A 13,277-nucleotide genomic window follows, 5' to 3' on the forward strand; every position below is an offset into this window, starting at 1 on the left:
GACGCTCGGCCCAGGCGGATCAGAACCAGAAACCGCCGCCTCCGTAAGGATAAACTCCGCCGCCGTACGGGCCGTAATAACCGCCGCCGTAACCGCCGCCGTAACCATAGCCGTAAGGAGCGGCGCCGATCGCCAGTAAATCGAACAGAACCAAAGGCAGAATCGCCTTTGTCTGCGCTTTGCCTTTTCCTCCCGGCTTCACGAACAGTTTGCCGGAGCGGGTACGGATCAGTTTACCCGAGATGACCGCTCCATCCTTGTGGACCGCATACACTTGTTTCCCGACCAGCTTGCGCACTTGCCCCATCGTTACGCCTTGCATACTTTCCCTCCTTTATCCGTTCTCCTCCATGCTATTCATACAAGGCTCACGCATCCTGTATCATTGTCCATGGCGGTCGGGAAAAGGGCGGCGGTGCGAGTATCGGGAGGACATGCGAAAAATCCCTTCTTCTACTCCCGGTTCACGCTTGGCCGCCAGCATGCGCCGTCCAAACGCGGACCGGTTAGCCGAAGGAGGCAGAAAACAAAAAACCGCCCTTGCGGGCGGCCTTGAAACCCCGGATGAATGCGGCCTTGCGGCCGGCATATCCTAGGCGTTGATTTTTTGTTTGGCGATGCCTGCAAGCGAGTTGAAGGCATTCGAATCATTGACCGCAAGATCAGCCAGCATTTTGCGGTTCACTTCCACGCCGGCCAGCTTCAGGCCGTACATGAATTTGCTGTAGGACAGGCCGTTCTGGCGAGCTGCCGCATTGATCCGCGTGATCCACAGCTTGCGGAAATCGCGCTTCTTTTGACGGCGATCGCGGTATGCGTAGAGCAGCGACTTCATCACTTGCTCTTTTGCCGTTTTAAACAGTCTGTGTTTGGAACCGAAATAGCCCTTTGCGAGCTTCAAAATCCGTTTGCGACGACGCGTGCGGACGAATCCGCCTTTCACTCTTGCCATGAATAAAACCTCCTGTGGTATCTGCTAATAATTGATTTATCGTTTAAGCCGTTGATTACCCCTTAATTTGGGACAGACCCTGTTTCAGACGGGCCACGTCGCCGGAAGCCATGAGCGGCTGGTTGTTCAGCACGCGCTTCTGGCGGCCGGATTTGCCGGAAAGAAGGTGGTTCTTGTAAGCTTTGTAGCGCATCACTTTACCGGTTCCGGTAATTTTGAAACGGTCTTTCAAGCTGCTGTGTGTTTTCATCTTTGGCATGGGATTGTTTCCTCCATCTTCATTACATAATTAGTGGTGCTCGTTACCGCCCAGCGCCTAGTTGTTGTTCTTCGGCGCCAGAATCATGATCATGCTCCGGCCTTCCAGCTTCGGCATGCGCTCCACGACGCAAATGTCCGCCACTTCCTTCTGCAGGCGGTCCAAAATGCGCTGACCGATAGCGGCGTGCGTGATTTCGCGTCCGCGGAAACGGACGGAAGCCTTCACCTTGTCGCCTTCGCCCAAAAACTTGACGACGTTCTTAAATTTCACCTGATAGTCGTGTTCCTCGATGTTGGCACGGAACCATACTTCCTTCAGGTCGACGATCTTCTGGTTCTTGCGGGCTTCCTTTTCTTTCTTCTGCTGCTCGTAACGGAATTTGCCGTAGTCCATGATCCGGCATACCGGCGGCTTCGCCGTCGGCGCCACGTTGACCAGGTCCATATTGGCGTCAATCGCCATCTGCATAGCTTCGCGAATCGGCTTGATGCCGATCTGCTCACCCTCGGGACCTACCAGGCGAACCTCTCTCGCCCGGATCTCATCGTTGATCTGATGCTCTCTGCTAATAATCCTCCACCTCCGCCAAATGGTTTGCTATTTGTCTATTCACAGCCGACACCCGCTTCCAAACAACAAAAAATGCGGGTCACTGGACCCGCATTCCGTAATCGATCATCAAGGCATTCGCTGTCCAATTATGGAGCAGACGGCCTTTCCGAATGACAGCGAACCGGCCGGCACTACCGGACAGGTGAGAAGCGGGTGCTTCTTCTTGCGCTAAAAGCTATTCAACAAACACTGACAGTTAATATACCACGCGCATGATGCGGTGTCAACGCAAGACTACACCTGCTTGCTCTGCACTTCCTCCAGCCGGAGTACGCGCGTATGCTTCGTGTGGCTCCACTGCTTGTTGTTCTGCGTAAAAAAGGCATAGAACGTAATCGGCCACCACGAGAGCAGGAAGAAAGGCAGCGTAAGCAGATGGGCATACATTTTCCAGTTCTTGACCCGCTCAAGCGCAAGCGCGGCCGGAAACTGGATGATGCCGAAAAACAACGACACCCCGACGACCCAAGCCGGCAAATACTCGTAAATCGAGACAAACACATTGCCGGCCGGTATGATGTTGTCCGTCCACATCATGACGCTGAGCAAAAATCCGAGCAACACGTTATACACCGTGACGGAGTAAAGCGCCGCGTCGAACTTGACGAACTTGCGCTCCTTGATGCTCTGCCACAGAAGCGGGAAAAAGTAACGGCGGGCGACGTTGAAGTGCCCCTGCATCCAGCGCAGCCTTTGGCGGGCGGACGCCTGGAACGTAATCGGCTTCTCGTCGTACACCTTCGCATCGTAGTTCAGCACAGGGTGAACGCCGCGCTGGATGCAGCGCATCGTAAACTCCAGGTCCTCGACGAGGCTTGTCGCGCCCCAGCCCATTTCCTTGAGCAGGCCGGACTCGAAGCACATGCCCGTTCCGCCGAGGAAGTTCGCCATGCCGAGATTCGTACGGGATTGCTGCCACAGACGGTTGCAGAACCAATAGGTAATGCCGTAAGCGGCCGTAACCCAAGAATCGTCCGGGTTTTTTGTATCGAGATAAGCCTGCACGACCTTATGTCCTTCGCACAGATCGTTGTTCATGTGAATAAGAAAATCCGGGTTGACCAGATTGTCGGCGTCGAACATCACAACCGCATCGTACGACTTGGGCATGGCCCACAGCTCTTTGAGCATCCACTCGATCGCATGCCCCTTGCCGCGCAAATGCGGATTCTGCCGCTCGCATGCCTGAACGCCGTAGCTGCGTACGACGTCGGCTGTGCCGTCCGAGCAGTTGTCGCAAATGACGAATATATCAAACAGCTCTTTCGGATAATCGAGTTTTTTCAGGTTTTCCAGCAGCGCGCCGACCACCTGTTCTTCATTGTGCGCGGCGACCAGAACGGCAAACGACTTGCTCGGCGCATGCATTTTCCGCTGTTTGCGTTTCATGACGCCGAACACCGAGATCACGAACTGATACACACCGATAACCGCCACTGCGATTTGCGCAAAAATCAGCAAACTGTTAAACATATTTAATTGTGCCCCCTTAAGACCCCTTTTTTTCATACTCTCTCTGTACAAGCTTTTACGACGGCGCCGGATTCTCTTTGTTCGTTACGGCGCCTGCGGCACAACGACTCGACTGTTTTTCTTGGCAAACCATAAGCGTTTTTCATTTTCCATGGATTACAGTCATTTGTCAAAAGTCGGATTGCAGCCGAAGGAACAGCATGAAGCCGCAAGGAGCAGGTTTATGCCCGCGCATCCCGGTTAAAAAACAAATTTGGACCGCAGCGCGCTTTTTCGCCCCCCCGGCGTCCGAAACACCTGATCCTTAAGCTTAACGTATCCTTCCAGGACCCGAAACATCCCGCCCTTGGCGATATACGCTCAAAGCCCGGTTTTTATTCCTTTCCCTCTATAGACGATTTATAAGCCAGCTTCGTTGCCTATCCATGTGACAAATTATTGAACGATCGATGAGGCGGCATAATTGTTGGGTTCGGCAGACTCCGTAACAGCATTGCCAACTCATGCTATTTGTAAAACGGCGGTACTGAATGCGGCTAGTGTGGTAAGATGCTAATAAAGGTCGCTTTTTGTTTTCCAAGCGATAACATCCTGATCACAACAGGCGATATGCTGGGGAGGTATCCATGAATAAAAACGACGGAGGGATGATCATGGAACGAATCCGCCGCTGGCTGCATGTGGGCGAGCATCGGATGCTGTTTTGGGCAAACCGCCGCTCTCTTAACGCTTCGATCAACATGTGGCTGGGACGCTGGCTCGGCCTTGTGACGCATATGGGCGGCGCGACGTTCACGCTCGCCACTTCCATGCTGCTCGGACTGTTTGCGCCGCAGCCGTGGAGCACCGCAGGCTGGCAAAGCCTCGTCGCGGTGGCGCTGAGCCACATTCCGGTCGCCATCGTAAAACGCAATTTCAAACGTCTCCGCCCTTATCAGGCGCTGGAGAAGGTCAATATAGGACGAAAGCCGCTGGTGGACCCCTCGTTTCCATCGGGCCACACAACGGCTTTCTTTGCCTGGATGATGCCATTATTTATGGCGAAAGCTGAACTGATTCCTCTCTTACTGCCGTTCGTTATCGTCTTCGGCATGTCCGTCGCCTGGTCGCGCATGTATCTGGGATTGCATTATCCCTCGGACGTCATCGCGGGCGGATTGCTTGGATCGCTCACCGCCTTCGGCGTATCGTTCATCGGCTGGCTGCAGATCTAATCGTTCAGCCTGTCGGCCGCGGTCTTGCCCTTATCGGCGAGCGCGGCCTTTTTTGCTTGGCGGTGGGCGGCTAGCGCCTCCTCCCCGATGACAGCTTCCAGCCGGAAAATGTTTTTGCCCTTGCCGACGAACTTCGCCTCGTACTCGGTCAGTACGAGATCGTCGCGCAGGCGCTCCTTGTGCAAGTCGAGCGCAATGCTGCGCAGCGGAATTTCCATGTCGGCGAAGCTGTTGAGCGAAAATTCGAACAGCGATTGCGAGTCCGTCTTGAAATGGATTTCACCCTTCGCGTTCAGCAGCTCCGCATATTTCGCCAAAAAACGCGGGTGCGTCAACCGCCGCCGAGCGTGCTTGCTTTTCGGCCACGGATCGCTGAAATTCAAATAAATCCGCTCGATCTCTCCGGGCTCGAACATCGTTTCGATTCCCTCAATGTTGGCGCGCAGCAATGCCAGATTCGGCGGCCGGTCATAGCCCTTCGGCTCCCAGACGGCCTTGGCCTTCTCGCCCGCCCGGCGGATCAGCTCGTCGTACATGTCGACACCGATATAATTGATGTCCGGGTTGCGGCCGCTCATTTCACTGATGAATTTGCCCTTGCCCATGCCAAGCTCGACGTGAATCGGCCAGTCGTTGCCGAAAAAAGACCGCCAGTTCCCTTTATGCGGCACCGCGTCAAGCACGATCATATCCGGCTGGCGTTCAAGCTCTTCCCGGATGCCTTTTCTCCCACGTAAACGCATAGTCATTCGTCCTCCATTATAAGCTAGACACTATTGTGCCCAAGATCGGAGCGAATGTAAAGGTTCGATAAGAAAAGGCCGGATCGCTGGGATCCGGCCGCGCCATCAATTCAGAAGCTGTGGAGCTTCCTTCTCGATATGGTAAGTATCCTCAAGCACCTCGTTCAGCTTCTTGCGTGCTTCTACTTCCACTTTGTGATTCTCATGGAAACGGACGCCGGTTAAAGCCATCAGCTCTCTTACGGTCAACTCCACCTTAACCAACGTATCGCCTTGCGGAATTTTCACCGAATTCATTACGCATCACCTCATGATAATTAGTAGGCTTATGACCGGAAATCAATCGGCTAAAATCCAACTGTGAAAAAGTATACATGTAAGGTTTTTTTATTGATTTCTCACACTTTCAATATAACATATGGTGTAAGGTGTTTCAAGCCTAAAAGCGCTTTCCCGCAAAATAAATAAACCCGACCAGCCATTTCCGAATGGCATGCCTGACAAGTTGGCACCCGTACCCTTTTCCGATATAATAATGAGGATCAAGGGCGGCCTCACGCGCCGCAAAGGAGCACTGAACCATGTCTATCCTTCTTCCGTCAGGCCGGGGCGGGGCGCAAGCCCGGCCCGCGGCGGCGGTATCTATAACGGACTCATCAGCGGAATGCACCGCGGCGGTGCTGCAGGCTCCCGGTAAGGACGACGCCGAGCCGCCGCTACTGTGGAGCGACAAACGGTTCCACACGTGGAACCATGAGATGCGGCGCCAGTTCGGCGGCAAAGTGTTCAAAGTGATGCTGGATGCGGGCTTCACCTGCCCGAACCGGGACGGATCGATCGCCAAAGGCGGCTGCACGTTCTGCAGCGCGCGGGGCTCGGGCGATTTTGCGGGCAGCCGCCGGGACGACCTTGTCGTGCAGTTCCATAAAATCCGCGATCTCCAGCACCAGAAATGGCCCAACGCCTCCTATATCGGCTACTTCCAGGCGTATACGAACACGTATGCGCCGGTCGAGGAGCTGCGCGAATACTATGAGACCATTCTGCAGCAGCCCGGCGTCGTCGGCCTGTCGATCGCGACCCGGCCGGACTGTCTGCCCGACGATGTCGTCGACTACCTCGCCGAGCTGAACGAGCGGACGTACCTGTGGGTGGAGATGGGGCTCCAGACGGTACACGAGTCGACGTCGGAGCTTATTAACCGGGCCCATGACACCGCGTGCTATCTGGATGCGGTCAAAAGACTGCGCGCAAATGGTATCCGCGTCTGCGCCCACATCATCTACGGCCTGCCGCAGGAAACACACGGGATGATGCTGGAGACCGGCAAGGCGGTTGCCGCCATGGACGTGCAAGGCATCAAAATCCACCTGCTGCACCTGATGCGCAAAACCCCGATGGTGCGCCAGTACGAGGCGGGCCTGCTTCGCTTCCTGGAGCGGGACGAGTACGTCAAGCTCGTCGTTGACACCCTGGAGCTGCTGCCGCCGGAGATGATCGTCCACCGGCTGACCGGCGACGCTCCCCGAGACCTGCTGATCGGACCGATGTGGAGCCTGAAGAAATGGGAAGTTCTCAATGCGATCGACGCCGAGCTGAAAGCCCGCGGCACATGGCAAGGCCGCCTATGGAACCGGGACTGATGGGCTTCCTCTCCGTGCTCTCCATGGCGCATCGCATGGTCGGCGAGCGGCTCTCACCCGGCGCCACCGCGGTCGATGCGACGGTAGGCAACGGCATCGACACCGCCTTTCTAGCCAGAACCGTCGGCCCTAAAGGCACCGTATACGGCTTCGATATCCAGCAGGCCGCGCTGGAAGCCACAAAGCAGCGTGTCTCCAGCGAATGCAGTTCCGGCCGGATGCCGCGTCTGACGCTATGGCTGGAAAGCCACGAGCGCATGAAAGAACGCATACCTGTGGAGAGTCACGGGTGCGTGTCGGCGGTTATGTTCAATCTCGGTTATCTGCCGGGAAGCGAATCGGCGGTCGCGCGCAGCGTCATCACCCGCACAGCCTCGACGCTTGCGGCGTTGGACGCGGCGTTGGAGCTTCTGCAGCCGCGCGGCATTATGACGATCGTCGCCTATCCGGGCCATGCGGGCGGCGACGAGGAAGCGGGCGCAGCCGCACAATGGGCGGAACGCCAGCCGACGACTCTCGCCCAGACGGTGACTTATCGGATGGCGCAAAAGAAGGCGGCGCCTTATTTAATTGCGATCGAGAAAAAATAACGGTTGAAGGAGCGATTCCGTATGGCTGTCAAAAAAATCGAGCATGTCGGCTTGATGGTGAAGGAAATCGAAAGATCGGTGAGCTTCTACACCGAAACGCTGGGTATGAAGCATCAGAGAACGATGACGCATACGAACGGCGTTATCCGCCTCGCGTTTCTCGCTTTTCCGGGAGCGGACGAAACGGTGCTTGAGCTTATCGAGGGCTATAGCGCGGAGCTTCCGGCGGAAGGCAAAGTGCATCACATCGCCTTCACGGTCGACGGGCTCGACGCAGAAGTGGAGCGGATTCGTTCCTTGGAGGTTCCGCTGCGCGACAGCGAGATTACGACACTGCCGGACGGCACCCGCTATTTCTTTTTTTACGGTCCCGACGGAGAACTGCTGGAGCTTTTCGAACCGGGCAAGATGGCATGAAACCGTACCCGCTGCAATTCAAACCGGAAATGAAAGACCGTATTTGGGGAGGACGCGCGCTTGAACGGTTCGGCCTGGAGCTTCCTGAAGGCTCGATCGGAGAAGGCTGGATGATCGGGGATCATCCAAACGGCACGACAAAAGTCATGAACGGCGAGTTGGCCGGCAAAGGACTTGACGAAATCCGCGAAGCTTACGGCAGGGAATTTTTCGGCAGCAACGGCTTTTCGCAGCGGAACGGCCGCTTCCCTTTGCTTATCAAGCTGCTCGACTGCAATGACGATCTGTCGGTCCAGGTGCATCCGACGGATGATTACGAAGGACTGCCGCCCGGCGAGCTCGGCAAAACCGAAATGTGGTATGTGTTGGACGCCAAGCCCGACGCCAAAATCATCTTTGGCCTGAAGGACGGCGTCGACCGCCGCACGCTGGCCGACGCCATTGAGAAAGGCCGGATCATGGATATGCTTCAGGAGGTTCCCGTCGAAGCGGGCGACGCTTTCTATATACCGGCCGGTACGGTACATGCCCTGCTCGCCGGCGTCGTCGTGGCCGAAATTCAGCAGAACTCCGACACCACCTATCGGCTCTACGATTATAACCGCCCCGGCCTGGACGGCAACCTCCGCGAGCTTCATATCGAGGACTCTCTCAATGTCATCGCGTATAACGGCTCGGGCGCTGGCCGGATGAAAACGGACGGCGTCCAGCCCGGCGAATGGCTGACGATTGCGGAATCGCCGTATTTTTTCGTCGACAAAGGGCTGATTGACGGCCGTTTCGGGCTGTCCACCTCGCCGGAAAGCTTCGTCATTCTCGTCATAGCGGAGGGCGAGGGCAACTTGAAGTGGGACGGCGGCGAACAACGCGTCAAATCCGGCGAATGCTTCCTGCTCCCTGCCAGCCTCGGCCATTATGAGCTGGACGGCAAGCTGACGGTCATCCGCAGCGTCGTAGCCTGAGAACAAAGCCCTATCTTCACGAATGTCGATTGCACTTATACCGAAAAACGTCACACTGCGGCATGAACGCGACCTTCGCCTCATACCCGGCGTGACGTTTTTATTGCTAACCTTATTTTGCGAGTTCCTCTCCGGCCCTGTCCGCTCTGTGCCAGACAAACCGGTTCTCGTAAACATGCCGCTCAAGCGGCAGAATAAAGGCAAACGTCGTGCCGACACCCGGTGTGGAGCTGACGCGGATCGATCCCCCCATCAATTCGACGAGATTTTTGCAGATGGCCAGCCCGAGTCCGGTTCCCCCCGCTACTCTTCCAAGCGTCGAATCCGTCTGGTAGAAAGGCTGGAACAGCCGGCTCATCTCATTCGCCGTCATACCGATTCCGGTATCCCTGACCTTGAAGCGGAGCGCGGTGAAGCTTTCCGCGACAGGCGGCTGCCCGGACGGCGCCCGATCGACCTCAATCCAGATGCTGCCATGATCCGTAAATTTGACGGCATTACTGACCAGATTGATCAGGATTTGCCGGATGCGCGTCTCATCCCCGACCAGCTCGCCGGGCACAGCCGGGTCGATGTTCTGGCCGATTTGAAGCTTTTTTTGCATTGTTTGCGCCATAAACATATCGACCGTGTCGTTCAACACCTCCTGCAAGCAGAAGGGCCGGGCAAGCATCTGCATCTTACCCGATTCCAGCTTGGAAAAGTCGAGGATGTCGTTCATGACAGAAAGCAGAGCGTTACCGCTTTTGCTGATAATATGAACGTAATCGCGCTGCTCCTCCGTGAGCTCCGTTTCCAGCAAAATATCGCTCATGCCGAGGACGCCGTTCAGCGGCGTCCTGATTTCATGACTCATGACCGCCAGAAAATCGCCCTTCACGCGCAGCGCTTCCTCCGCTTCCCGCTTAGCCTGCAATAAAGCCAGCTCCGCCGCCTTGCGCTTCGTGATGTCCTTGGATACGGTATAAATATCATGCACCTTGCCGCCTGCCTCCCATGGCACGATCGTTGTGCTTAAATGGAGGATGCGGCCATCCCGGTGCCGGATCGTAAACTCGACCGTTTCCGACATTCCGAGAAGCGCTGCCCGGAAGCCTCGACGAATGCACACGGCGTCGCGCTTCCGCAGCAGACGCATGAACGTCTCGCCGGCCAGCAGCGCGCCGGGAAAACCGGTCACGCGCTCTGCGGCGGGATTCGCGCGAACAAGCCTGCCCGCCACGTCGAACAGGCAGACCATGTCCGGGTTATGCTCGAAAATCGAATCATAGCGATATTTATTCCGCTCCGCGATTTGCATGGCAATCCGCTTGTCGAACATTTGTCCCGATACGACCAGCAACAGCATGAGCATCGAGACCGCGCTGATCCAGTAAGCCAGCATCCACTCATTGAGATTTCCGGGAACCATCCACTGATACATGCGGGCCGCTGAAACTTGCTCCAATTGAAAGCTTATCGCCGCCATACCGACATCATGCATAGCAGCAATGGCTATTGCCATGAACACGCCGCCGGCCCACAATTGCGCCCTTGTAGGGGCAGCCTTGGAGATAATGCCGAATGCGGCCAGCGCAGCCAACGTCGGAAGCAGCATGGAGAGCAGCAGCATAGACAGGTCGTAGCGAACCGGGACCGGCAGCCGATACGCCAGCATGCCGATAAAATGCATCGACCATACGCCCATCCCCACCGCAACCGAGCCCAGTACCATCCACGCGGTTTGCATATGGTAGGTTCCTTGAATACGCCCCATCATGTTCCCCCCTCACCGAGTAGTGCCTGCATCCTTTATTTTATCACACGGTGTCGGAGCATGAGGCGGGTCTGACGGTTCATTCCTGTCAACAATTACAGCCAAAAAACGACAAAAGAGGCCTCTCCTTTTTTGGATTCGACCTCTTTTGCCGATTAAAAAATAGAAAGATATTCCCGATATCCTTCTTTCTCCAGATCCTCTTTCGCTATGAACCGGATGGCAGCCGAGTTGATGCAGTACCGGAGGCCATCCGGTCCCGGCCCGTCATTAAACACATGCCCGAGATGAGAATCGCCCTGGCCGCTGCGGACCTCGGTGCGCACCATCCCGTGGGTCAGATCTGTCTCTTCCTTCACGGCTGCATCCGCCAGCGGCTTCGTAAAGCTGGGCCATCCGCAGCTCGAATCAAATTTGTCCTTCGAGCTGAACAGCGGCTCCCCGGACACGATATCAACATATAGGCCTTCACCCTTATGGTCCCAATATTCGTTCCGAAACGGCGGCTCCGTTGCATTGTTTTGCGTAACCTCATATTGAAGCGGCGTTAATCTCTGTCTGAGTGTCGTCTCGTCCTTTCTCATCCCCCAGTGATTCCGGATAAACGCATCCCGCCCGGAGCCTTTCCTGTACATTTTGTAGCGCAGCGCATTTTTCTTGTAGTAATCCTGGTGATACTCCTCGGCCTCGTAGAATGGGCCCGCCGGAACGATAGCGGTCACGATCGGCTTATCGAACCGCCCGCTTGCCTGCAAGGCGGCTTTGGATGCCTGCGCCGCCAGCTTTTGTTCATCGGAATGATAAAAAACAGCCGTGCGGTACGATTGGCCTTTATCAAAAAACTGACCCTCGCTATCGGTCGGATCAATCTGCTGCCAGAAAACACCGAGCAGCTTCTCATAAGAAATAACACGAGGATCGAATTCGATTTGGACCGCTTCCGCATGGCCGGTCATTTCCGAACAAACCTGCTCGTAGGTCGGATTTTCCACATGCCCGCCCGTATACCCCGATGTCACCTTCGTCACCCCGGGCATTCGGTCGAACGGGGTTACCATGCACCAGAAGCATCCCCCGGCAAAGGTCGCCAATTCCGTCATCCTGTTTCCTCCATTCACAAGTTCGATCGTTTGTTCACTCCGTCTTCATTATAAATTATTCTTTCATTCATCTGCAAAAGGTGATATGATGTAAGCGCTAACAAATCATTTCTATGGGGGGCTGCGAATGATGAGTGTAGCGCTGGAGGTTCGTAATCCGTACGAACAGTTGGAGATCGAACAGGATGTCCTTTTTTTCAAGCTCGGGGCGCCGGGCCTGGTTTGCTTCCACGGTCGCAACTATAATATGAAGAGAAGAATGACCGCGGAGCAGATTGGGCGGCTGACGGCGGATCCCACTTTTTACCGGATCGGGGCCGACTGCTACGTCAATGTGAAAAAAATCAGCTCAATCGAGCACGACCGGCTTTATTTCGGCGACAAAGGACCGGATTCGAAGGTGCTTCCGGCACCCAAACGCCACCAGATGGCGATTCGGAGCATGCTGGCTCATGCGTGAGAGCAGCCGATAAACAAGTTGATAAGCTTGCAATCGAACAAGACACCGGACATAGCTCCGGTGTCTTGTTTTATCGGGAAGAAAGCCGGAGCTTCACCATCGTAGATTATGTTCTCATCCTGACCAGCAAATAAATGAAATACGGGGTGCCGATAACCGCCACCACGATGCCTGTCGGAATTTCTTCAGGCTGCAGCAGCGAACGGCCGAGCGTGTCGGCCGCGACAAGCAGCAGGCCGCCGAGCAGCGCCGACACCGGCAGCAGCGCGCCATGCCTTGGGCCGACAAGCCGTCTCGCCAAGTGCGGCGCGATCAGTCCGATGAAGGCAATGTTGCCGCCCAATGCGACACAGGCTCCGGCCAGCGCGACCGCCGAGCCGAGCACGATCAAACGCTCGCGGGACAGGCGCGCCCCCAGGCCGATCGCCGTTTCATCGCTTGTCGTGAGCACATCCAACGTACAGGCTTTGATGAACAGAAGCGGAGCAAGCACTGCCAGCCACGGCAGCAGCGCTTTAACGAAGGTCCAGCTTGTCCCCCATATCGTGCCCGCCAGCCACAGGGCGGCGAATTGATATTCATTGGGGTCCAGCCGGATCGTAAGCACCAGCATAGCCGCGCTGATTCCGGCGGAAACGCCGACGCCCGACAAGATGAGCTGGGTCGTGGAAAGCCCTTTTCCCCTTATGTAGGAAAGCGCAAAAATAACGGCAGCGGCAGCGCCCGCACCGGCAAAAGCGAGCAGCGGCAAAGCATACACGGAGATTGACTCATTGCCTGGGAAATAGGCGACGACCAGCACGACCATAAGTCCTGCGCCGGCATTAATGCCGAGAATGCCCGGGTCGGCGAGCGCATTGCGGGAAACGCTCTGCAATATGCAGCCCGCCAGGGCAAGTCCCGCTCCCGCCAGAATCGAGAGAACGATGCGCGGGAGGCGGAATTCGAACAGGATCAGAGACTGCTGATCCGTGCCTGTCCCGAGCAGCGTTCGCAGTACGTCAACCGGCGAAAGCCGAATGAAGCCCGTGTTCAGGCTTACGATCGCCGTAATCACAATCAGAACGGCGGCAGCAGCCATGACAACGACCGA

16 protein-coding genes are annotated in these 13,277 nt (G+C 56.0%); 6 read left to right on the top strand and 10 right to left on the bottom strand.

Annotated features, from left to right (window positions below; genetic code table 11):
- Positions 1–19: 19 nt before the first annotated feature.
- The 5 genes from BG52_RS12300 to BG52_RS12320 form a co-directional block, all read right to left on the bottom strand.
- Positions 20–322 (bottom strand): hypothetical protein, encoded by a 303-nt coding sequence (locus BG52_RS12300; RefSeq protein WP_036583599.1) that lies wholly within the window; start codon positions 320–322, stop codon positions 20–22.
- A 270-nt stretch (positions 323–592) separates the two neighbouring features.
- Complete coding sequence (gene rplT / locus BG52_RS12305) at positions 593–952, bottom strand: 50S ribosomal protein L20 (RefSeq protein WP_036583602.1); 360 nt, start codon at positions 950–952, stop codon at positions 593–595.
- 55 nt (positions 953–1,007) lie between these two features.
- Positions 1,008–1,211: a 50S ribosomal protein L35 gene (gene rpmI, locus BG52_RS12310; RefSeq protein WP_036583604.1), complete on the bottom strand. Its 204-nt coding sequence runs from the start codon at positions 1,209–1,211 to the stop codon at positions 1,008–1,010.
- Positions 1,212–1,268: 57 nt separating this feature from the next.
- Positions 1,269–1,766 carry a translation initiation factor IF-3 gene (infC, locus tag BG52_RS12315; RefSeq protein WP_036583606.1) on the bottom strand — a complete coding sequence of 166 codons (498 nt, stop codon included), beginning with the start codon at positions 1,764–1,766 and terminating at the stop codon, positions 1,269–1,271.
- 294 nt (positions 1,767–2,060) lie between these two features.
- A complete protein-coding gene (locus BG52_RS12320) occupies positions 2,061–3,299 on the bottom strand; it encodes a glycosyltransferase family 2 protein (RefSeq protein ID WP_036583609.1) in 1,239 nt (412 codons plus the stop codon).
- A gap of 626 nt (positions 3,300–3,925) precedes the next feature.
- Between BG52_RS12320 and BG52_RS12325 the strand changes: the two genes are divergently transcribed.
- Complete coding sequence (locus tag BG52_RS12325) at positions 3,926–4,513, top strand: phosphatase PAP2 family protein (protein WP_223299007.1); 588 nt, start codon at positions 3,926–3,928, stop codon at positions 4,511–4,513.
- Here BG52_RS12325 and trmB read toward each other — a convergent pair.
- Entirely contained in the window at positions 4,510–5,256 is a 747-nt protein-coding gene (gene trmB, locus BG52_RS12330) for a tRNA (guanosine(46)-N7)-methyltransferase TrmB (protein WP_036583611.1), read from the bottom strand. The genes BG52_RS12325 and trmB overlap by 4 nt on opposite strands.
- Positions 5,257–5,361: 105 nt before the next feature.
- Positions 5,362–5,553 carry a hypothetical protein gene (locus BG52_RS12335; RefSeq protein WP_036583615.1) on the bottom strand — a complete coding sequence of 64 codons (192 nt, stop codon included), beginning with the start codon at positions 5,551–5,553 and terminating at the stop codon, positions 5,362–5,364.
- 284 nt (positions 5,554–5,837) lie between these two features.
- Between BG52_RS12335 and BG52_RS12340 the strand changes: the two genes are divergently transcribed.
- From BG52_RS12340 to BG52_RS12355, 4 genes are read left to right on the top strand one after another with little or no spacing between them, the layout of a single operon-like run.
- Positions 5,838–6,899, top strand: coding sequence for a tRNA modification radical SAM protein MnmL/YtqA (locus BG52_RS12340; RefSeq protein WP_081793865.1), 1,062 nt, complete (start codon positions 5,838–5,840; stop codon positions 6,897–6,899).
- A complete protein-coding gene (locus BG52_RS12345; protein WP_036583617.1) occupies positions 6,899–7,489 on the top strand; it encodes a tRNA 5-(aminomethyl)-2-thiouridylate-methyltransferase MnmM in 591 nt (196 codons plus the stop codon). The genes BG52_RS12340 and BG52_RS12345 overlap by 1 nt, the downstream gene beginning before the upstream one ends.
- Before the next feature lie 21 nt (positions 7,490–7,510).
- A complete protein-coding gene (locus BG52_RS12350; RefSeq protein ID WP_036583619.1) occupies positions 7,511–7,906 on the top strand; it encodes a VOC family protein in 396 nt (131 codons plus the stop codon).
- Complete coding sequence (locus tag BG52_RS12355) at positions 7,903–8,868, top strand: type I phosphomannose isomerase catalytic subunit (RefSeq protein WP_036583621.1); 966 nt, start codon at positions 7,903–7,905, stop codon at positions 8,866–8,868. Before BG52_RS12350 ends, BG52_RS12355 begins: the two co-directional genes overlap by 4 nt.
- A gap of 112 nt (positions 8,869–8,980) precedes the next feature.
- On the opposite strand, the gene BG52_RS12360 is transcribed toward BG52_RS12355, so the two are convergent.
- Positions 8,981–10,627 (bottom strand): ATP-binding protein, encoded by a 1,647-nt coding sequence (locus BG52_RS12360; protein ID WP_081793867.1) that lies wholly within the window; start codon positions 10,625–10,627, stop codon positions 8,981–8,983.
- Positions 10,628–10,779: 152 nt separating this feature from the next.
- Complete coding sequence (msrA, locus tag BG52_RS12365) at positions 10,780–11,724, bottom strand: peptide-methionine (S)-S-oxide reductase MsrA (protein ID WP_190287538.1); 945 nt, start codon at positions 11,722–11,724, stop codon at positions 10,780–10,782.
- A gap of 127 nt (positions 11,725–11,851) precedes the next feature.
- On the opposite strand from msrA, the gene BG52_RS12370 reads away from it, so the two are divergent.
- Positions 11,852–12,184 (top strand): hypothetical protein, encoded by a 333-nt coding sequence (locus tag BG52_RS12370; protein WP_036583626.1) that lies wholly within the window; start codon positions 11,852–11,854, stop codon positions 12,182–12,184.
- Positions 12,185–12,290: 106 nt separating this feature from the next.
- Here BG52_RS12370 and BG52_RS12375 read toward each other — a convergent pair.
- Positions 12,291–13,277, bottom strand: a 987-nt coding sequence (locus BG52_RS12375) for a FecCD family ABC transporter permease (protein ID WP_036667379.1), incomplete at its 5' end; no start/stop codon positions are given.

It is taken from the genome of Paenibacillus darwinianus (genome assembly GCF_000598065.1).
Taxonomy (GTDB): domain Bacteria; phylum Bacillota; class Bacilli; order Paenibacillales; family Paenibacillaceae; genus Paenibacillus_I; species Paenibacillus_I darwinianus.